Annotated in this window: 11 protein-coding genes; 7 read left to right on the top strand and 4 right to left on the bottom strand. The window is 56.4% G+C overall.

All coding sequences use genetic code 11. The annotated features are described in order from the left end of the window. Positions 1-22 precede the first annotated feature (22 nt). Together QZ303_RS07035 and QZ303_RS07030 are read right to left on the bottom strand one after the other, a co-directional pair. Positions 23-1,171 carry an AI-2E family transporter gene (locus tag QZ303_RS07035; protein WP_295731081.1) on the bottom strand — a complete coding sequence of 383 codons (1,149 nt, stop codon included), beginning with the start codon at positions 1,169-1,171 and terminating at the stop codon, positions 23-25. Between the two features lie 39 nt (positions 1,172-1,210). Beyond that, a complete protein-coding gene (locus tag QZ303_RS07030; protein ID WP_295731078.1) occupies positions 1,211-2,242 on the bottom strand; it encodes a calcium/sodium antiporter in 1,032 nt (343 codons plus the stop codon). Between the two features lie 198 nt (positions 2,243-2,440). Between QZ303_RS07030 and QZ303_RS07025 the strand changes: the two genes are divergently transcribed. From QZ303_RS07025 to QZ303_RS07000, 6 genes are all read left to right on the top strand, one after another. Then, the gene (locus QZ303_RS07025; protein WP_295731075.1) at positions 2,441-4,459 is read left to right on the top strand and encodes an AAA family ATPase; all 2,019 of its coding nucleotides are present in this window, start codon (positions 2,441-2,443) and stop codon (positions 4,457-4,459) included. Between the two features lie 105 nt (positions 4,460-4,564). Then, complete coding sequence (locus QZ303_RS07020; RefSeq protein ID WP_295731073.1) at positions 4,565-8,299, top strand: glycoside hydrolase N-terminal domain-containing protein; 3,735 nt, start codon at positions 4,565-4,567, stop codon at positions 8,297-8,299. Positions 8,300-8,522: 223 nt separating this feature from the next. Beyond that, positions 8,523-9,659 carry a galactokinase gene (galK, locus tag QZ303_RS07015; RefSeq protein WP_295731070.1) on the top strand — a complete coding sequence of 379 codons (1,137 nt, stop codon included), beginning with the start codon at positions 8,523-8,525 and terminating at the stop codon, positions 9,657-9,659. 1 nt (position 9,660) lies between these two features. After that, positions 9,661-10,704, top strand: coding sequence for an aldose epimerase family protein (locus QZ303_RS07010; RefSeq protein WP_295731068.1), 1,044 nt, complete (start codon positions 9,661-9,663; stop codon positions 10,702-10,704). Between the two features lie 34 nt (positions 10,705-10,738). After that, positions 10,739-11,641 carry a nucleotidyltransferase gene (locus QZ303_RS07005; protein WP_295731065.1) on the top strand — a complete coding sequence of 301 codons (903 nt, stop codon included), beginning with the start codon at positions 10,739-10,741 and terminating at the stop codon, positions 11,639-11,641. Between the two features lie 255 nt (positions 11,642-11,896). Continuing rightward, on the top strand, positions 11,897-14,026 hold the full coding sequence (locus tag QZ303_RS07000; protein WP_295731062.1) for a family 43 glycosylhydrolase: 2,130 nt from the start codon (positions 11,897-11,899) through the stop codon (positions 14,024-14,026). Positions 14,027-14,223: 197 nt separating this feature from the next. Here QZ303_RS07000 and QZ303_RS06995 read toward each other — a convergent pair whose 3' ends face one another. Both QZ303_RS06995 and QZ303_RS06990 read right to left on the bottom strand, forming a co-directional pair. Continuing rightward, entirely contained in the window at positions 14,224-16,032 is a 1,809-nt protein-coding gene (locus tag QZ303_RS06995; protein WP_295731059.1) for an alpha-L-fucosidase, read from the bottom strand. A 132-nt stretch (positions 16,033-16,164) separates the two neighbouring features. After that, positions 16,165-18,384: a glycosyl hydrolase 115 family protein gene (locus QZ303_RS06990; protein ID WP_295731092.1), complete on the bottom strand. Its 2,220-nt coding sequence runs from the start codon at positions 18,382-18,384 to the stop codon at positions 16,165-16,167. Positions 18,385-18,893: 509 nt separating this feature from the next. Between QZ303_RS06990 and QZ303_RS06985 the strand changes: the two genes are divergently transcribed. Continuing rightward, positions 18,894-22,976, top strand: coding sequence for a hybrid sensor histidine kinase/response regulator transcription factor (locus QZ303_RS06985; RefSeq protein WP_295731057.1), 4,083 nt, complete (start codon positions 18,894-18,896; stop codon positions 22,974-22,976). Positions 22,977-23,068: the final 92 nt, after the last annotated feature.

The following is a 23,068-nucleotide window of genomic DNA, read 5'->3' as shown; positions in this document are numbered from 1 at the left end:
CATATCCCACCGTACAACCCTGTCATGACTTGAGCGGAGGCTTAGGGGCCTCCGTCACCTGACGGAAAGCATCCTGCGCCTGCTGCTTGTCGGAAGGCGATGAGTCGCCCCCGTCGATTATGTACTCCTTATAGTATGCAAGCAGTATCGTTGTCATAGGCAACGCTATTATCATGCCTATAAGCCCGAGCAGCGATCCCCACACCGAAAGGGCCAGCAATATGATCGCCGGGTTCAGCCCCATGGTCTTGCCCATGATCTTGGGAGTGAGGATATAGTCGCATATGCACTGGCTCACCACATAGACAAGCAGACACTGCCCCAGCTCCGACCAGAAATGCACGCTCCCGCTCATAGAATCGATAAGACAGACGAGTGTCACCGGAATGAGCGTCACATACTGGAAGTAAGGGATTATGTACAATATCCCCACCAACAGCCCGAGGACGATGGCCAAAGGAATGCCGACAATGGAAAATCCAATGCAATAAAACACGGCGGCACAGGCGGCTATAAGTATCTGCCCACGGAAATACAGGTTCATGCTGTTCTTCATGTCGTCCTCCACACGGTATACCACCCTGCGGTACTTTTTCGGCACCAGCATACGGAAGTTGGTCATGAGCGACGGATAGTCGATAAGGATGAAGATGACGTAGACAAACGTCAGCAGCCATTCAAGCGTATGGAGCAGGAATTCGACAGTCGCCGCCACGAAGCTCGTCCCCTGGTTCAGCAGCGACTGGAAATGGCTGTTGTCGAGCAGGTCGCCGAGGTCAATCGACGACGCCCATTTCCTGACAGGCTCTATTATGTTGTCGGGCACGAAAGGCACTGCCACGTCGCTGTCTGATGTGGTGTGCAGAATCTCCTCGATCTGATGGATCTCCTTGACCACCGACGGCACGAATATATGTCCGAGAAGCACCACTATGGCCGTGACACCGATCAGCGTAAGCAGAGTGGCGATGACACGCCCTTTAAGGTGGAGCAGCTTCTGCAGCAGTTCAACGACAGGCTCAAGCAGATAGGCGATGAGACACGCCACACAGAACGGCAACAGCACATTGCGGAGAGAATTGACCAGCCATATCGCACCGGCAAGAAGCGCCACGCCTGCAAGTATGCGCACCACACGGTCGAATGTATATGGTCGTGATGAGATAGCCATGTCACATCAATATTTTGGGAAGTGAACGATCAACCGGATTTATCTGGCGCTGAATATCAGATAAACCATATAGGCCACGTAGATTGCCACAAGAATCGCGCCCTGTCCCCGGGTGATGGTGCGCTTCACTATCACGTCGCCGAAGAGCAGCACCATAAGCGATCCCACCACAAGGATGCCGAAATCCACGGATGTCAGGTTGCCGGCACGCAGAGGGCTGATTGTGGAGCACAGGCCGATGATGAAAAACACGTTGAATATGCACGCGCCAACCACGTTGCCTATCGCTATCCCGGGCTGCTTCTTGAGAGCCGCGATGACAGAGGTGGAAAGGTCGGGGATCGAGCTGCCGATACCTACTATGGTAAGGCCTATCAACGCCTCCGACATGCCCAGACGTCTGGCCAGACCCGACGCTCCGTCCACGAGCCATTGGCCGCCGAACACCAGCGCGGCAAGGCCTCCGAGTATACACGCCGCGGCAAGCCATGGTTTCATCACGCGCGTGTTGTCGGCATCGGCGGCCTCAGCCTTTTCCACGCTCCTCTCCTTCGCCCTCGGCGCCGGGCGCGGAGCGGTCGAAAGAGGTTTGACCGCAGGCCTCTTGACCATAGCCATCGTGTAGCACATGAATATCACGAACAGCGACAGTAGCATAAGGCCGTCCGTGCGGTTCACTATGTTCAGCGGCGTGCCGTCCACTATCCTGTCGTCGGCACAGATAAACAGCGCCAACGATGACAAAGCCAGCATGGGGAGATCCTTGAATGCCATCTCCGAGCTTATCGTCACCGGGGCGATTAGGGCCACCACGCCAATCACGAGGGTTATGTCGAAGATGTTGGCCCCGAGTATGTCGCCCAGCGCCAGTTCCGACTTGCCGCTCAGGGTCGAGATGAAGCAGACCACGAAATCGGGAGTCGACGAGCCGAACGCCACTATCGTAAGACCGATCACAAGGCTCGATATGCCGAACCGCTTGGCCACAGACACGGCCCCGTCGGTAAGGTAATTTCCTCCGGCTATTATGAGCACCATGCCGAGAATCAGAAAAAGAATGTCGTGAAACATATCGTGTGAGATTATTTTCGTGCGAGACTTTATTAAAATAACATCACGACATACCCAAAAGATTAGTGGCGAGCTTGTGATTAAGAGGTTGTTTAAAAACAACCTCTTAATATCTGACAGTCTAATACGTTTTAACGCAATATCTACCATTGTCATTCAGGATTTGGCGGCACGGAAAATGATTGCTAACTTTGGGGTATGGAGCAGAAGATCGATCTTGACAATCCGGAGTTTCAGGATGTGTGGAAACTGCTGTGCTACACGAGGCAGTCAGTGTTCATGACCGGGAAGGCCGGCACCGGCAAATCCACATTCCTAAAATACGTGTGCGCGCACACGCGTAAGAAGCATGTCGTGCTTGCCCCCACCGGCATCGCCGCCGTGAATGTCGGAGGGCAGACCCTGCATTCATTCTTCAAGCTCCCGTTCAAGCCCGTCGTGCCCGACGACCCGGAGTTCATGCCACGACACCTCAAGGAGCGCATGAAGTATCCACGCGACAAGGTGAAACTGCTCCGCGAACTCGAACTGATCATAATCGACGAGATATCGATGGTGAGGGCCGACATGATCGACCTCATCGACAGGATTCTGCGCGTCTACACCGGCAACACCCGCGAACCGTTCGGCGGAAAGCAGCTCCTGCTCGTGGGCGACGTATTCCAGCTCGAACCGGTGGTCACCGCCGACATGCGCGACATCCTTGGGCGCTTCTACCGCCGGAACTATTTCTTCTGTGCCAACGCGTTCCGCGAGCTGAGCGTCGTGCCCGTGGAACTGAGGAAAGTCTACCGCCAGAACGACGAAGCATTCATATCCCTGCTCGACAGGGTGAGGACAGGACGTCCGGACAGGAACGACATCATGCGCCTGAACGAACGCGTCGCCCACGAAAGCAGCCCCACCCTCTCCACCGATGCCGGAGGGCGCCTCGTAATGACCCTCGCCACGCGCCGCGACATGGTCGAGTCGATCAACAGCCGCCACCTCGCGGCTATCGACGTGCCCGAGGTGACCTACACGGGAACCGTCTCGGGCGATTTCCCCGAAAGCTCGCTCCCGACGCCGCGCACGTTGACGCTGAAGGTCGGCGCACAAGTGGTGTTCATCAAGAACGATGCCGAGCGCCGTTGGGTCAACGGCACTCTCGGACGCGTCGACATGGCTTCGGACGACCGGCTCATAGTCATCACCGAGGATGGCGAGAAGCATCATGTCGAGCAGGCCGTATGGGAGAATGTCCGCTACTACTACGACGAAAAGGAGAAGAAAGTGAAAGAGGACGTGCTCGGCACGTTCACCCAATATCCGGTGCAGCTGGCATGGGCGCTCACCATCCACAAGAGCCAGGGCCTCACCTTCGCCAACGTGCGCATCGACCTCGGCGAAGGCGCATTCAGCAGCGGGCAGGCCTACGTGGCCCTGAGCCGTTGCCGTTCGTTGGAGGGGATGACGCTTGCCGGCACCATCAACGAACGCGACATATTCGTCAATCCCGCCATCGTGCGTTTCAGCCACACGTTCAATGACAACGCCCTCATCGCCTCGGCACTCGAACGCGCGAAGGCCGACGACGAGTACGCCCGGGCTCTCGCCTCCCTCCGCGAAGGCGATCTCGCCAGTGCGTTCGACCACTTCACCGAAGGACTAAGATGCCGCAGCGAGCTTGACAACCCTCTGCTGATGCGCTTCGCACGGATGCAGCTCAACCGCATCGCCGACCGGCGCGACGAGATCGCACTCCTTCGCAGCACCATCGAGGATGACCGCTCGCGCTTCATACGTCTCGCCGACGAATATGTTGCCATGGCCGATGAATGCCGCCTCGAAGGCATGGATCCCACCCCGGTCATAGCCAACTACGACAAAGCGCTCGACCTCGTGCCCGGGCACACACGTGCCTTGACCGGGAAAGGGCTTGCCTACTTCGACGCAGGCGCATACGACGAGGCTGCGGCATGCTTCGAGCAGGTGGCAGAAAAGTCGCCCGACAATTTCGAGGCGCTCTACATGGCCGGCGAGTCCTACCGGCGTCTCGACGCGTTTGCCGACGCCCTCGACCGCTACCTCAAGGCCGAGGCCATCGATGCCGACAGCGCCCCGCTACATGAAAGCATGTCGGCGCTCTACACCTCCGTGGGCGACGATGAAAGCAGCGCGCGCCATGCCACCATCGCCCGCAAGCTCCGCACTTCATCGCGCCGCAAGAAAAAATAAGAGGTTGTTTTTAAACAACCTCTAAGATGTGCTGCCACGGTTTGTAAAAACCGTCGGAAACACTTATCTTTGCGTGAACGATTATTTTACCATAAAAACATAGTTATGAAACGATTATTGAGGTTATGTGCCGCTACGGCCGCCATGGCTGCGACATGTCCGGCATACCATACCACAGCACAGACATTGCAGCCTCGCCTGACAGCCGTCTACGACAAGCCGGCCACAAACTGGGAAGAAGAGGCCCTGCCGCTCGGCAACGGCTACATGGGCGCCATGGTGTTTGGCGACGTGTTCAACGAAACAATCCAGACAAACGAAAAGACCTTATGGTCAGGCGGCCCAGGAGAGGACGCCGACTATGACGGAGGACACATGCACACGAAAGAATCGGCGCACAAGGCACTCAAGGATTTCCGCACCATGCTACAGGAGAGCATGACACAGTTTACCGCCGGACTCGTGCCGGGCGGACTGAAGGACTATCCCGGAAATGCCAATTATTACGACGAAAAAGGGAGTCACGGAGATTACGACGGCACCGGCAAGATGCTCAACGGACTCCTCGGCACAAAAGACCACTTCGGCTCATTCCAGACACTCGGCGACATCCACATCGACGATACCGGATTCCCGGCCATCATCACTGAATCGATTTGGACGAACTATGACAACAACCCAGGCTCCAATGAAGTGATCAAGAGCGCCTTTGACGGCAATGCATCCACCAAATGGTTCGCCGAGAACCATGACGGGCGCACATTCCCCGTCGACATAAAATGGGAATACACGAAAGCCCCAGACATCAAAGGTTACACGATAGGCTCAGGCAACGACATGCCGGCGCGCGACCCAAAGTCATGGACACTCTACGCATCACGCGACGGGGTCACATACGATGAGATTGACTCACAGGATGGGAAGTTCTGGAGCGACGACGAGCGCAAGACAAAGAAATACTTCAAATTTCCCGAAACACTTTCCGGCTACCGCTTTTTCCGTCTGTCCATCACGTCGCTACAGGGCGCAGGCCAGAAACCGCAGTTGAGCGTAATCGAGCTTGACGTCGCCACCCGCGACTACCGGGACTACCGACGCTCGCTCGACATAGACAATGCCGTACAATACGTGACCTACACCTCGGGAGAGTGCACATATACCCGTGAATATTTCATGAGCTACCCCGACAACATCCTTGTGATGCACCTGGCAGCCGACAAACCATTCTCACGACGCATAAGCGTCACCTCGCCCCACAGCGACCACGACATATCGGTCAACTCCGACGGACAGATCGTGCTCACCGGATGGCCCACACCCGTAAGCAACGTGCGCCGTCGCGAGAACGACAACTGGAAAGATTTCCTCCGTTTCGCCCAGGTGATCGGAGTACATTCGCACAATGGCGGCACGGTCAAGATTGCCGACGACGGCAGATCGCTTCTCGCTGATGACGTCACCGACCTTGTGCTCGTCATGTCGGCAGCCACCAACTACAAGCCATGCTATGACGCTACATTCGACTATATCGACCGTAGCGCAGATCCCATGGCCATAGCCAAGGAGCGTGTCGATGCCGCAGCCGGGAAAAGTCTCGGGTCGCTGCGTTCGGTGCATCTCGACGACTACCACACTCTCTACAATGCCAACAAGATACAGCTCGGCAAAAACATCACTGAGCCTGCCGCATGCACCGACCGCCTTCTCGAAGCGCTGCGTGACGGCAACCCTTCCGACAACGACCGCCACTACCTCGAGACACTATACTACCAGTACGGACGCTACCTGCTGATCGCCTCATCCCGTCCCGGATCGCTCCCCGCCAACCTCCAGGGTGTATGGTGTGAAAAGACCGCCGGAGCATGGAACTCCGACTACCACACCAACATCAACGTGCAGATGAACTACTGGCCTGCCGAACAGACCAACCTCTCGGAATGCCATCTCCCCATGATCGACTTCGTAAACCAGCTCGCGCCGCACGGAGTGGCCACCGCGCGCCACTACCATAGCCGCCCCGACGGAGGCGATGTGCGCGGCTGGACCACCTACCACGAGGTGAACGCCTGGGGCAATACCGCACCTGCCGCCGACGGCACACATTCCTATTTCCCGGAAGGGGGACTGTGGGCATGCCAGGACATCTGGGAACACTATCTGTTCACACAGGACATCGAATTCCTGCGCGGAAACTATCAGACGCTCCTCGACGCATGCCTCTTCTGGGTAGACAATCTATGGGAGGACGAACGCGACGGCACTCTCGTTGCCAACCCATCGCTCTCTCCCGAGCATGGCGAGTTCTCCCTTGGCTGCACCGCCACCCAGGGCATAATCTACGAGATGTTCACCGCAGCCCTTGAAGGCGCCGACATCCTCGGACGCTCCGGCGAAAAGGAAGTCGGAGAAATCGCGGCAGCACGCTCTCGCCTCTCGATGCCGCGCATCGGGCTCGGCGGACAGTTCATGGAATGGAAGGACGAGGTGCGCCGCGACCTTACCGGCGACGGCTCCTGGAACCGCGACGAGCAACGCTACACCGGCACACACCGCCACACCAACCACCTATTCTGGCTGCATCCCGGATCGCAGATAGTGCCTGGACGCTCACCCGAAGAGAGCGCATATGCCGACGCCATGAAAATCACGCTCGACACCAGAGGAGATGAAGGTACGGGATGGAGCCGCGCATGGAAACTCAACTTCTGGGCACGACTGCGCGACGGAAACCGCGCCCACTCCCTGCTCAAAGGATGCATGAACCTTACACAGAACGGCTCCAACATGCCCGGAGGCGTATTCAAAAACCTGTTTGACGCCCACCCGCCATTCCAGATTGACGGAAACTTCGGCGTTACCGCCGGAATGGCCGAGATGCTCCTGCAAAGCCAGGGCGACGCCATCGAGATTCTCCCCGCGCTCCCCGACGACTGGGCCGACGGAGCTTTCAGCGGCATGCGCGCCAGAGGCGGTTACATCGTGGACGCACAATGGGAAGGTGGATGCCTCACTACAGCCACCATCCTTAAAGACAAGGGCGAGTCGGGCGAATGTACCGTCAAATTCCCCGGTGCGGCCACTGCCGACGTGTCAGGTGCAACGGTCAAGGAACGCATCGGCGACAACGAGCTTGTGCTCGGTGTCACCGCAGGCACTCCCGTGACAATCACGCCCGCCACCTGTCCCGCTCCCGGACAGACCGACCCCGGAAAACCGGCTGTCACCTTCAACCATACCATTCCCGGCACTATCATCGCCGGACTGTTTGACACCGCCGAAGGGAGCTACCGCCACAAGCAGGCCACCACAGGCACCGTGTTCAGCACCTATCCGTTCAACCTCACCGCCACCGCAAGCATCAACAGCGAAGGCAAAATCGAGCACACGAGCGACGGCGACTACTTCGAATACACGTTCACATGTCCGGAAGATGGTGAATACCATATAATCTCAAAAGTAGGTGCCGACACTCCGGGACGCCGTCTACGCATCAGCATCGACGGCAAGACTGTACACACCTACGGTTTCGACGGACGGGGCTGGGATGACTCCAAGCACTTCGACGTGTCGACCGACACCCCGATATCAATTTCCGGAGGGAAGCATTTGATGCGCGCTTCGCTCGACACCGGAGGCACCAACCTCAAGAGCTTCACATTCGCTCAGGTATCATCGTCCGGCATCGACGATACCATAGCTGATGACGCCCACACCCGTGTCGACGTATATTCCGTCGACGGATGCCTGCTGCGCCGGGATGCCGAAAGCCACTCAGCCCTCGACGGACTCAACCCCGGACTCTACATCGTAGGTTCCCGGAAAGTAGCCAAAATACAATAAGGTGGGTATTCTCTAAGTCTGCTATATTCCTGCGGATGGAGCAGTGTCGCATACGGCGCTACTCCATCCTTTTTCTGCATCAATACCCTACGGAAAAATGATTATTGACCGTTTTGTCACGTAAATTGACCGAATAAATGACCCGGGTTACAAAAGGAATGATTAAATTTGCAATATTAACCAATCGATTTATTCTTAACCCAACAACACTAACATCATGGACATGAAAGAGAACATCCGCAAGCAGTTCATCGACCGCTTCGGCACTTCAGGCACCCTATACGCTTCGGCAGGACGCATCAACCTCATCGGCGAACACACCGACTACAACGGCGGATTCGTATTCCCCGGCGCCATCGACAAGGTAATCATGGCCGAACTCAAGGCAAACGGCACGGACAAGGTGCGCGTCTACTCGATCGACATCGACGAATACGCCGAATTCGGGCTGAACGAAGAGGACGCACCCAAACAGCAGTGGGCGCGCTACATATTCGGCGTATGCCGCGAGATAATCAAGCGCGGAGGCACCGTCAAGGGTTTTGACGCCGTATTCGCCGGCAACGTACCCCTAGGGGCAGGCCTGTCATCGTCCGCAGCACTCGAAAGCTGCTTCGCTTTCGCCCTCAACAACATGTTCAACGACGACAAGATCGACAAGTTCGAGCTGGCAAAGATCGGACAGTCGACCGAGCACAACTATTGCGGCGTGAACTGCGGCATCATGGACCAGTTCGCATCGGTATTCGGAAAGAAAGACCATCTCATCCGTCTCGACTGCCGTTCGCTCGAATATGAATACTTCCCCTTCAAGCTCGACGGCTACAGGCTCGTGCTCGTCGACTCCAAGGTGAAACACGAACTCGTAGACTCCCCCTACAACAAGCGCCGCGCATCATGTGAGAACGTGGCCCGCACCCTCGGCGTAGAGACATTGCGCGATGCCGAGATGGCGGATCTCGAGAAAATCAAGGATAAAATCTCCGAAGAAGATTACAAACGCGCCGTCTATGTCATCGGCGAGAAACAGCGTGTGCTCGACGTGTGCGATGCCCTCCAGAAAGGCGATTACGCCACCGTGGGCGACCGCATGTACAAGACCCACGAAGGCATGTCGAAACTCTATGAGGTAAGCTGCGAGGAACTTGACTACCTCAACGACATAGCCAAGGAGTGCGGCGTGGCAGGATCGCGCATCATGGGCGGCGGATTCGGCGGCTGCACCATCAACCTCGTCAAGGACGACCTCTACGACAACTTCATCAAGACCGCAAAGGAAAAGTTCAACGCCAAGTACGGCCACGAACCCGTTATCTACGATGTAATCGTCAGCGACGGCGCACGCAAAGTAGAAGATTGATATGAAAATCGACAAGAAATTCGAGCAGACACCCCGAGGGGAAGTCACTCTCATCACAATCACCAACGACAACGGTGCATCAGTCACCTTGTCTACCCTCGGAGCCGGCATAGTCAGCGTCGTCGTGCCCGACCGCGACGGCAAGCTTGCCGACGTAGCCCTGGGATATGCCAAGGCCGCCGACTACATCGCCGACGGCCCATGCATGGGCAAGACTCCCGGACGCTACGCCAACCGCATAGCCAAAGGGCGCTTCACCCTCGCCGGGAAGGAGTATGAACTTGCTGTCAACAACGGACCCAACGCGCTGCACGGCGGTCCCGAAGGATTCATGAACAAGATCTGGAAGGAAGAGTCGCGCGGATGCCAGGTGAAGATGGATTACACCTCGACCGACGGAGAAGAAGGCTACCCCGGCACTCTCACAGCCACCGTGCTCTACACCTGGACCAACGACAACGAGCTGATCATCGACTATCTTGCCGAATGCGACAAAAAAACGGTGGTCAACCTCACCAACCATGCCTACTTCAACCTCGACGGAGAGGACGCCGGTTCAGTGCTCGGCCACAAGCTCACCCTCGCGGCCTCACGCTACCTGCCCACCGACGATACACTTATCCCCACGGGTGAGTTCGCCCCGGTCGAGGGCACACCGATGGACTTCACCAAAGGGAAGGTAATCGGCGACGACATAAAGGCCGACTTCCCCGCACTCAACTACGGCAAGGGGTATGACAACTGCTGGGTGATTGACAACTGGCACAAGCACACTATGGCACCCGTGGCGCGCCTCGAAGCCGAGCGCAGCGGACGAGTACTCGAAGTGTCCACTTCCCAGCCCGCCGCGCAGGTGTACACCGGCAACTGGCTCTCCGGATGCCCGGCGAGCAAGAGCGGAAAGGAGTATGCCGACTACGACGGCGTGGCCATCGAGTGCCAGGGAATGCCCGACTCTCCCAACCACCGCAACTTCCCCTCGCAGATACTCGGCCCGGGCGAGGTATACGAGCAGCGCATAATCTACAAATTCGGAATCGCGTGACATTCAAGTCATTTTTGAACACACTTATACAACAATGAAACCAACATTATTTGTACTTGCAGCCGGAATGGGAAGCCGTTACGGCGGCCTCAAGCAGCTCGACGGTCTCGGACCTAACGGCGAGACCATCATGGACTATTCGATCTACGATGCCATCCATTCAGGATTCGGCAAAGTGGTATTCGTGATCCGCAAGGACTTCGAGCAGGATTTCCGCGACAAGATTCTTTCGAAATACGAGGGACATATCCCCGTGGAGGTAGTGTTCCAGTCGACCGACGCGCTCCCCGAGGGCTTTACCTGCCCCGCCGACCGCACGAAGCCCTGGGGCACAAACCACGCCGTGCTCATGGGCAAGGATGTGATCAAGGAGCCGTTTGCCGTGATCAACGCCGACGACTTCTATGGCCGCGACGCGTTCCGCGTGATTGCCGAGGAACTTCAGCGTCCGCGCGACAAGAAAGGCGACTACTGCATGGTAGGATTCCGCGTAGGCAACACCATGACCGAGAACGGCTCTGTGGCACGTGGCGTCTGTGAGAACAAGGACGGACTGCTCACCTCAGTTGTAGAGCGTACGGCCATCTCCTACGACAAGGACCACAACATCGTGTTCACCGACGAGAACGGCCAGGTGCAGACACTTCAGCCCAACACTCCCGTATCGATGAACCTCTGGGGCTTCACTCCCGACTACTTCGACTTCAGCGAACGCGAGTTCAAGAAATTCCTTGAGAAGGACATCGACACGCCCAAGGCTGAATTCTTCATCCCCCTCTGCATCGACACCCTCATCAACTCGGGCGAAGCTACCGTGAAGGTACTCGACACCGATTCCAAGTGGTTCGGCGTGACCTACGCTGCCGACCGTCCCGGAGTGGTGGCCAAGTTCGCCGAACTCCACCGCGACGGCACATATCCAGAGAAACTCTTCTGACAAACGGATACAAGCCGTTCCTTCAGTAGACATTCTACAAACATCCAGGACTTAAATCCCTATTAAGCGGGATTTAAGTCCTTTTTAATTGGAATATCGCCGGACTGTTAATCACCCCGGACTAATTTTGCGACAGAAATACCACGGGACAATGAGGGTGTGTCATAATGGCTCATCTGGGTCGTCGCTATCGACATTCGGCTTCGGTCACGTTTCGACGCATCGCCATCCCAAAGCAAAACACAGTTAAGCGATATGTTACCGACAATCTACAGGAGCGCGGCCTTCGGAGCTATGGCCGCATTCACACTCGGCGCTTCGGCGCAGGCAGCCGGCTACGCCGGCACGCCCCACAACGGTCCACATGAATTGACCACATCAGGAACCACGGTGGAGGCCGAGGACTTCGATACGGGAGGCTTCGACAAGACCTACCATTTCAAAGCCATAGAAGCACGCAGGAACAACGGGCAGAGCAATGCCTACCGCAAGGACACGCACGACGCCGACGCAAAGGCCGCTCCCGTCAACGATGCCGGCGACGGACGAGTCGTGCTCGGCAATATCGACGGAGAGGACTGGGCATGTTACACAATCGACGTGAAGGATGCCGGACTCTACGACATCATCGTCACAGGCAGCTGCGACGGCAACGCCAAATTCCACATCACCATCGACGGCAAGCCCGTGGGACGCGACAAGACACTCCCGCGCGGCGGATGGAACACCTACAACCGGGCGAAATTTCCATCGGTAGCCCTCTCGCCGGGCCGACACGTGCTGCGCTGGTCGCCGGTCGGCGGCCAGAATGTCGACAAGTTCGAGTTCGCATACGCCGGCGAATATAAGGACACACCTGTCGACGGAATATGGAGCGACACGAAATACACATATCCCCTCACCGACCGCTACGACACTATGCCTCTGTTCGTGAAATTCCCCTCACCGATGTTCGGACAGGAGTTCGAAGGCAACCTATGGACCGCCGATCCGTCGGCACACGTGTGGGAATCAGACCCCGGCACCCTTTATGTCTATGCCTCCCACGACATGGAGCCTAACCGTGGATGCGACCGCATGGACCGTTACCACATATTCTCCACACAGGACATGGTGAACTGGACCGACCATGGCGAATTCCTCAATGCCGACATGGTGAACGCCGACGTCAGCAGAGAGGTAGGCTTCACGGTGCATGGCGACGGCTTCATGTGGGCACCCGATGCCGCCTACAACAAGCGCGACGGGAAGTACTATTTCGTGTTCCCCCACCAGCAGTACACCATCGTGCGCGACCGCAAGAAGTTCCCCCACGACAACAGCGAATACTGGCTGCACGTGCTCTACACCTCCGACACTCCCGTCGGCCCATGGACCTACAAGGGCTTCATCACCGGCAAAGATGGCGAACTGCTCCCAAAGACCATCGACCCCTGTATCTTCGTCGATGACGACGGCGAGGCCTACCTCTACATCTCCGGCGACCGCAAGGGGTGCTGGGCCGGGCGTCTCAACCCCGACGACTGGACGAAACTCGCCGACGAGAACGCAGTGCCGCAGGTAGATCCCGAGGGCACGTTGCTCCCGACGTTCCATGAAGCCCCGTTCGTGTTCAAGCACGACGGCGTCTACTTCCTCACCTACTCCGACGGCAATCCCATGCACCTCGGCGGCAACAAACTCCTGTATGCCACCTCCGATTCGCCTCTCGGGCCATGGACTCCGCAAGGGCCTTACATGAATCCTCACGGCGAGGACACCACCCACGGCTCGATCGTATGGTTCAAGGGGAAGCCCTACCAGTTCTACCACACAGGCAACTATAGCGGCCATGGCGCCCTGCGCTCGGTATGCTTCACCGATGTCAACGTGCACGACGGCAAGATCGACATGATCAAAAACTTCGGGCGTCCCGGCAAGAAAGGCGTTTTCGTGATTTCACCGAAAAAGAGCACCGTGATCCCCGCCGAAGCCGTCAATGTCAACGCCAATGGCAAAACCGAATCGCATCTGAGCTATTTCAAACGCCCGGCAAACGAGGAATTCGTGGCCCTGAAAGACCAGACGCGCCCTCTCGAACTGCTACGCAAAGGCGGCATAGCCAACATGGGCGAGAAAGAATGGACCCGCTACACAATCGACATCCGTGAAGCCGGCAAATACAAGATAGTGCTCAAGGCCATGCGCAAGGCACCCGGCACACGTTTCTCGCTCGCCCTCGACGGCATATGGTTCCTGCATGACGTAGAACTCGACACCCCTCTCGACCAATGGGCGGACAAGACCGTCGAGGCCGACCTCCCGGCAGGCACCTACTGTCTGGAATTCCGCAGCATGAACGGCCTGATGGACCTGAAGAGCCTCACATTCGAGAAAGCCGACTGACACCACCTTTTTAAACACCTTCAACTTTAAACACCTTCAACCTTCCAGTTGTAAGAAAAAAAGCACAGAGCACACGGAGAGCACAGAGATTAGACAGGGTTACCCTTATTTCTCTGTGCTCTCCTCGTGCTCTGTGCGAGATTATTATTTGCTTATGCGAAATTATTGTGTGCTCTGTGCGAGATATCCGTCAACGGTCATTGCGGAGTAAGCACCGTTATGTCGGCCCAGGAGGGAGACGCGGTGGTCGAGCCTTTGGTGTCCTCAAGAAGCTTGAAGCGCAGATAGCGGGCATCGACAGGCTTGCTGAAAACCACCGTGCGCGGAGTGGCGTTGTGCATGATGTTGCCGAACTCGCCGCTAACACCTGCGGGAACAGTCCAGACACCCCAGTCGGGACTCGTCTCGCACTTATAACGGTAAAGCGTGCCGGGACGCGCGTCGGCATGGGGGGTGTAGATGAAGCCGCTAACGCGTGCCACCTCGGGCAAAGTCAGCTGTATCTCACCGTCGCGCACGCTCGCGGTCACACCATTGACGGCCTTATGGCCCGAAGGCACATTGCTCGCATCGGCCACCTCCTCGGCAGGAAGCTCTATGCGGAAAGCCTCGACAGGCTTCATACACGGTTCCCCTCGGCTCGATGTCACATTAAGGCGCACAGCCTCCACTGCCACAGGCTCGAATGTCAGGATGCGGCGGTGGCCTATTGTAGTGCCTTCGGCGAGCGTTGTCCAATTGCCGCCGCTGAGGCCCTCTATCACGAAACTCTCCACGCGCTGCCCCTTGGATATGTCCTCTCCGGCGGCCACGCAGTTGATTTCCGTAGCGGCAGGGAAATCGATGGTAAGACTGCCCTCACTCTTGCCGACAGGATTGGCGAAGCTTGTCTCCACCCATTTGCCGAACTCCATCAGGCGCAACGAGTCGGCCCTGGCTATCAGACCGCGACGGTCGGGAGGTATGTTGAGCAGGAGGGTGGAATTGCGCCCCACCGACTGGAGGTATATCTCTGCAAGCTCACGCAGGCTCTTGGGCTTCTCGTCGGGGTGGTAGAACCAGCCCGGGCGTATCGACACGTCGACCTCCGAAGGCCACCAGTGGAGGCTCTCCGCCTTCGCAAGCAGCTCTCGGCTGCCGAGGTCGGCCGACATCTCGTTGATGCCAAGCCTATCGTTGGCCTCCTTGCTGCCCGGAAATATCGCAGGCGTCAGAGGCGTCACGCTCCACTCTGTGGTACGTCCCAGACCGCCTTCGTTCCCCACCCAGCGCACGTCGTCGCCGGTGATAGCCAGCACGGCCTCGGGCTGCAGCTCCTCCATGACTTTGCGGAAACGCTCCCAATCATATTCCTGGCGCTTCCCGTTCGGTCCTTCGCCGCATGCTCCGTCAAACCACACCTCGTCGACCTTGCCATAATTGCCGAGAAGCTCGCGCAGCTGGGCCACAAACATGTCGTTGTACTTCTCCGAGTCGCCGTAGCATGTAGCGTTGCGGTCCCATGGCGAAAGGTAGAGGCCAAGTTTCATATCATACTTGTCACACGCCTCACGCAAGGCCTTCACCACGTCGCCATTCCCTTCGAGCCATCCGGAAGCGGCCACGGAATGTCCGGTGGTGGCAGTAGGCCACAGGCAGAATCCGTCGTGATGCTTCGCGGTGAGTATCACAAGCTTGAAACCTGCCTTCTTGAGGGTCGCCACCCACTGCTCCGCGTCAAGGGCCGTAGGGGCGAACACCGCCGGATCCTCCGTGCCGTCGCCCCACTCGCGGTCAGTGAACGTGTTGACTCCGAAATGCAGGAAAGCGGTCAGGCCCAGTTCCTGCCATGCAAGCTGCTGGGGAGTAGGCACTACCCTTGAAGCCATGTCCACACGCTCCTGCGGAGTGGCATCAGCGGGGATCTCAACGCTCTTTTCGTAATATTTGTCACTTCGCCCGCAAGCTCCGAGCATAATGGACCCGGCAAGGAGCATTGCCGCACCTGCCGGAAATATCATCTTCATGGTTGGAAAAAACATATATTATTATGGTACTGTGTTTGTTTCCTTCAAAGTTAATGATTTTTCCCCGAAGTAAACCAACACAGTACCATTTTCAAATTCAAATTACTCTAATATATAACGTATATGAACCGTTCAATCGGCATATACGCTCATGCGGTCGAGCACCACACCATCATCGAGGGCTTTGAGATGGAGACGGTGCTTCTTCTTTTTCTTGTCGACGGCCACTTTCGCCTTTCTCACCGCACGGTTATTGAGCACGTTCTCCTTCCACTCCTCGCTGCGGTCGTAGGTCTCATAGGCAAACTCGCCGCACTCCTTCCCGTCGACCGACAGGGCGAAACGGAGCTTTCCACCGTCGTCGACAGGGTGCGTAGGCACCATGCATACTTCAATCCCGACTGAATCCGTATCGACGCGGCCAAAGTCGTAGCCAACGGCCTCACCCTTGGCCAATCCGGCGGCCTTCCCCTCGTAGCCGAGCATCTCCCATGGCGAAACACTCCCTTCGGAGCATTCCACGGCGTTCCATGAAGCAACGGGAGATGGCGACGCCGCAAGCATCGGAGCATCAGCACTACTGCGGTCAACAGGCTCGTAGACCGGAAGCCTGCGCGGCTGGAAGTCCATGATACGATGCCATTTGCCACGGTTATGTATGCCGGTGTTGTATATTCTCGTCAAGGCCACGATGCTGTCGTAGGCGCAGTCGCTCGCATGCCAGTCCATCTTGCCGTGGCGCGCGAACTGGGCATAGATATGCTTCTTGTTCATCTCCGCCGCTCCTTGCACCGGGTATTTCACCAGCTGGAAATACGTGTCCTTGCGGTCATCGGGAATGCGCGCGTCAATCTCCTGCGCCCTGTCGGAAATCTTCTTATAGTCGTCGAGGCGATCGTTGAGATAACTCTCCGTCCAAGGCATATCTTTTACCGTGGAATATTCCTGCTCCCACTCCTCCACACGGGTGTTGCCCATGAACTCCGGACGCCGGATGTGGGCCAGACGGTAATGTTCGTCAAGCACCGGAAATATGTCGCGGCCAATCTCGTCGCCGAACTCACGGGAAAGGAAATTCGCCATGTGGCGCTTCACTCCGTCAGCGGCCACACAGTCCATGTCCCACGCCATGTCCATGAACAGCTCTATCTGATATTCCGAAGGCTTTATGTCCCCCACGTTGAGAACCCACATCTTGCGTATGCCCCTGTCGTAGGCGGTTTTCATCTGCTGGTAGACGAGTCCCGGGCTTATGGTGCCGAGCCACAGGTAGTCATGCGGACGTCCCCAGTACGACACATGATAATATATCCCGTTGCCACCCTTGCGCGCGCGCTCCGTGTCGGTCGGGAAGTGGCGTATGTAGCCGTAATTGTCGTCGGTCCACATAAGGGTTATGTCATCCGGCACCTCAAGACCGGCCTTGTAGACATTGAGCACCTCCTTGTAGGGGATGAACACCTGCGGCACTTTGGTGACATCCTCGTTGACATGCCTGGCGAGCAACCCGCGCTGATCCTTGAACACGCGCGCCAGCACCGCCTTCTGCTCGTCAATGGTCTTGGCGCCGTTCATGGCACCGTCGTGCACCCCGCGCATGCCCACCGTGTAGAGTATCTCCTGGCCGGCAACCTCCTTGAGCCTCTCCTCCCAGAAAGAGTAGACGTTGTCGCTGTTGTTCACGTAGTCATACTCCCCTTTGCCGCGACGCCCCCACTCCACCGCCGTGCTCGAAGCCATAGGCTCGCAGTGGGAACCACCTATATATATGCCGTATTTCTCGGCCATCTCGCGGTTGCCGGGAGTGAAGAAGAAAGGTTGCGTGCACTCATGCATCGCAGGCCAGTAATAATTGGCACGCAGACGCAGCATAAGCTCGAATATACGCGCGTTGGTCTGCGGCCCTATACGCCCGGGCATATACCAAGGCTCATAGTTAAGGCTGCTCCATTGCATCAGTCCCCAGTCCTCGTCGTTGATGAATATGCCTCGGTACTCCACTGAAGGATGATGCTCGCAGACATACCCTGCGGGCAGCTCCACCGTCGAGCGCCTGCGTGGAGAGGCGTCGGCCCACCATTCCCATGGCGACACACCCATTATGCGCGTAAGCTCGATGATACCGTAAGCGGCGCCATGGCTGTCGTGGCCTTTTATCGAAAGTGTGCCGTCGGGCATCACTTCCATCCGGAATCCCTGCGGATATCCGATCGCATCGGGATCGATACGGACACATATGTCGGCTCGGCTTCCCGAGCCGACCACGGCGACGGTGTCGCCGGTGTAGTTGCGTACATCGCGACCGAGAATCTCGATCGCGGTCGACAAAACAGGCCTGTATTCTTCAGGCATCGACACCGCCACATCATCTCCTCCTATTGTAAACGTTGCGCTCCAGGCTGCCGCCGGCAGACAAAGAAGGGCGAGGCTGAACTGTATTTTCTTTATCATAGAATTTAATCGATATTAAGCAGCCAATGAAAATTAATTTATTTCATCTACTCGTTTATGAACGGCATCTTTCACTCTCCTCATAAGTCACGTAGCCACGGCTACACTCCTTCTTCGTCGAGCAAAATCCGCTCGTTCCTAAACTTCGCATATAATATAAACCAATTTCACCAGGTTACTTATTTTTATAAGGTTATACTGTAAAAATATTTTTCTAACTATATTGACTTTCCAAAGTTACTTGTTTACCATCTTTCCAACGGTAGGCAATTCTTCCTAATTTACCCGAAAACCGACGCTATTTTTTCATTTATCGCCGCTATTATGTCTTTGCGAGCCATGAGAGCCCGGCAAACAAAGGTTTTGAGTAAATTTGCATACTTGAAAATCATGACAGAAACGCCAACCTTATGCGCCACCTTCTACTGACATTTTTATTAATCTTATCATGGAATCTGATTGCGGCACCGGCCATCGACGAACAGTATTCCATCACTAACCTCAACCTTAAAAACGGTCTGTCGAACGACTTCGTGACCGATATCGAGATTGACGGAAAAGGCTCGGTATGGATCGCCACCGAGTCGGGACTGAACCGCCTTTCCGCAGCCGGCAACACCATATACAATACCGGCAACTCCGATATCCCTTCCAATAAGATCAACGCGCTGTTCCACCACTCCTCGACCGGTCGCATCTTCATCGCCACCGGTAAAGGACTGGCCGTGTACGACGCCCGAAGCGCACGTTTCCACACACTCACCACTGCCGACGGACTCAGCGAGAATATAATCTCACACGTGACCGGAGCCGCCGACGGAGACATCTGGATCACCTACTTTTCCAAAGGAGTGGCCCATATCGATCCGGAGAGCCTGACCATCAAAAACTATTCACCGGCAAGCCTGCAAAAGGCGAGCCATGGCAGCATGGACGACGGGCTGGGTTCACTCTACATAGGCCACCGCTACGACGGCATGAGCATACTTGACATAAAATCCGGAAAGGTGCGCAACTTCACCCACAACCCCTCCGACCCTGGATCCCTGCCGAGCAACAACGTACGCGTCATTAAGCGCGACAACATGGACGACATCCTGGTAGGCACCAACAACGGCATGGCGATATTCGATCCCGACAACGGCACATTCTCACGCATGGACATCGCCGGCATCCATGGCACGGAAAGAAACATCTACGACATATGCACCGACATCGAAGGCAACATATGGGTCGCAGGCTACATGGATGGCATCATAGTGTTGGAAGCCAGCAAAATAGGGGAGGATAAACCTTCCCACGCCATCATGTCGCAGTTTGACATAAAGGACTCAGACGCCAACGTCGGCACGAAAACAATCACCACCGACGACTTCGGAAACATATGGATAGGCAGCTACGGACGCGGACTCGACATGCTCAGCCCCAGAGATTCGGAATTCACCACACTGCACCCCCGCTCAGATGACGGACATGGAAACCCCGTCTACAGTCTCGCCTACGACAACCAAGGCAACCTATGGGCAGGCGGCGACACGAAAATCTCCCTGATGAAAAACGACAAGCCACTGAAGGAATGGAGTCTTGCCCCGCTTCTCGGTTACTCGTCGGTGCTCGTCTACATTATCTATCCCGCAAGCGACGGCCGGATATGGCTCGGATGCGATGACGAAGGAGTGGTGCGCTTCAATCCCGCCACCGAACAGTTCAGCACAATCAATCTCGGACATAAGAAAATCGACATACATGCATTTCATGAGGATGCCGACAGCACCATACTCATAGGTTCGGAGTTGGGGTTATATTCCTACCGCAACGGGGTAGTACGGCAAGAAGAATCGATCAACCGCCAGCTGCACAGCAGCACCATCTACGGCATAATGCGCGACAGGCAGGGAAAACTGTGGGTGGGCACACACGGCGGAGGCGTAGACATATTCGACCGCAACGGACGAAGGACGGCACATCTCGGTGAATACGACAAGTCGCTACCATCCAACGACGTCAACCAGCTTTTCATGGACACACACGGCTCCATATGGATTCCCACGTCCGACGGTATAGTACGTGTCAAGGACACGAGACAGCCGTCAAAGACAGAGATATTCGGGTATGCCGACGGACTGACCGAATCTCACATACGCGCCGTGCAGGAGGATTTCTCAGGAAAAATCTGGATCAGCACCTATGCCGGCGTGGCGCTCCTCGATCCGGACACCGGCAAGATCCGCAATTTCGACTTCAACGACGGAGTCCCGGCAGGAGCGTTCATGGAAGGATCGGCAACCATAAGCCCCGACGGAAATGTCTATTTCGGCTCTCCCAAAGGTATATGCCGCATCAGCGCAGACAATGCCGATATCGACGAGGCCGAGAGCAAGGTCAATATACTCCAGTGCGACGGCATAGACCCCGACGAAAAAAGCGGCGCACGCACTTTGATATCAGCCGACAAGGACGGACACATCGTGCTACCGTCGTCACAGAACACAATCAAGATATACTACGGCATAGCCGACATGGCCAAGGGAGCAAACGCCCGCTACTCCTACATGCTTGAGGGACTTGATGACAAATGGCACGATGCCGGCAATGAGACCGACGTGACATTCCGCAACCTCGACCCGGGGCGCTACACCTTCAAGGTCAAGGCACGCCTCAAAAACGGAGAATGGAATCACGGCAATATGGCAAGCCTTAAAATCACAGTCGAGCCGCCACTGTATGCCACATGGTACATGAAAATCCTGTACCTCCTCATCGCCGCTGCGATCATCCTGTCGATAATTCGTTTTTACAAGCGCAAGCTGAAGATGGAGAGCACCATCAAGCTCCAGAAGGCCTCGCTCGAACTCGAAAAGGACGCGCGCCAGAAGGAACAGGATATAAACAACGAACGCCTGCAGTTCTACACCAATATCGCCCACGAGCTGCGCACCCCGCTCACCCTGATACTCGGCCCGCTGGAGGACCTCAAGAAGGACAAGCACCTGCCCGCCCCCTACTCACAGAAAATCGGCATCATACACAATTCCTCCATTCGCCTGCTCAACCTGATAAACAGCATAATGGAGTTCAGAAAGACCGAGACGCACAACAAGAAGCTGGCCGTTGCCCGAGGCGACCTCGGCAAGCTCGTGACCGAAATCGGGCTGCGCTACAAGGAACCGAACAGGAACGACAACGTGAAGATAACCGTAGACGTGTGCCCGTGCCGCGACAACGCATGCTTCGACCGCGAGGTGGTATCGACCATCCTCAACAATCTGCTCTCCAACGCCTTCAAATATACCCCTAAAGGCGAAATATCGCTGACCATGCGTCCCGTCTACTTGCCGGAAGGGGAGGCGTATTCAATCAAGGTCACCGACACCGGCTACGGAATCCCGAAGGACGCACTGCCGCGCATATTCGACCGCTACTACCAGGTAAAAGGGAAACACCAGGCATCGGGGACCGGAATAGGACTGGCGCTGGTGAAGTCGCTCGCCGAGCTGCACCACGGGAGCGTCACCGCTGAGAGCACGCCCGGCAAAGGCTCCACGTTCACCTTCACGCTGCCGGTGTCGTGTACCCTCTACGGCAAGCCTGATGACGAAGCCGTACAAGCCGGGGATGCGAAAACGACGGCAACCGTAACGGACGACAACACATTGTCCGAGGACATCAAGCCCATACTCCTCGTGGTCGAGGACAACGACGATATCCGTGACTACATCGCCTCGGAATTCTCGTCCGACTTCACGGTCATGCAGGCCACCAATGGCAAGGAGGGGCTCAAGGTCGCTCGCGACACCACACCCGATATAATCGTCAGCGACATCATGATGCCCGAGATGGATGGTATAGAGTTCTGCTCCATACTGAAGAACAATATCCTCACGAGCCACATCCCCGTCATCCTCCTCACGGCGAAAGATACCCTCGACGATAAGGAGGAGGGATACCGCACGGGGGCCGATTCATATATCACCAAGCCGTTCAGCGCCACGCTGCTGCGTACCCGCATCAACAACCTGCTTGAATCGCGCCGGCGTCTGGCCGCACTTCTCACATCGGGCCTCTCGGGGGCATCCTCCGCCCCGGCAGCAACAGCACCCGCAGCCGACGACGACACCGAAAAGGCTTCGGAGGCCGCACCTCTACAGCTGACCAAGCTCGACGAGCAATTCATCGACAGGCTCAACCGCCTCATAAACGACAATATCGACAAGGAGAAACTCGACAACGACTTCCTGACGTCCAACATGCACATGAGCTATTCGGCACTCTACCGTAAGGTGAAAGCCCTGTATGGCCTGACACCTAACGAATACGTGCGCAAGATCAAACTCAGGTATTGTGCCGGGCTGCTCAGGAAAGGTACACACAACGTGTCGGAGGCTGCGATGATGACGGGATTCAACAACATGGGACACTTCCGCGAGTGTTTCCGCGAGGAGTTCGGGATGTCGCCGTCGCAGTACATGAGGGAAAACAGTTCCGGCAAATAACCGCGTCCTATCAACGGCAGTAATCGCTTTTGCTGCGCCATGCGAAAGCACGCCGGTATGCATGGATAATCGGTTTTTCCGAATATGCAACG

The organism is uncultured Muribaculum sp., from assembly GCF_910583865.1.
In the GTDB taxonomy this organism is placed as follows: domain Bacteria; phylum Bacteroidota; class Bacteroidia; order Bacteroidales; family Muribaculaceae; genus Muribaculum.
The sequence above is the reverse complement of the archived record's forward strand: the minus strand, read 5'-3'. Positions and strand labels throughout refer to the sequence as shown.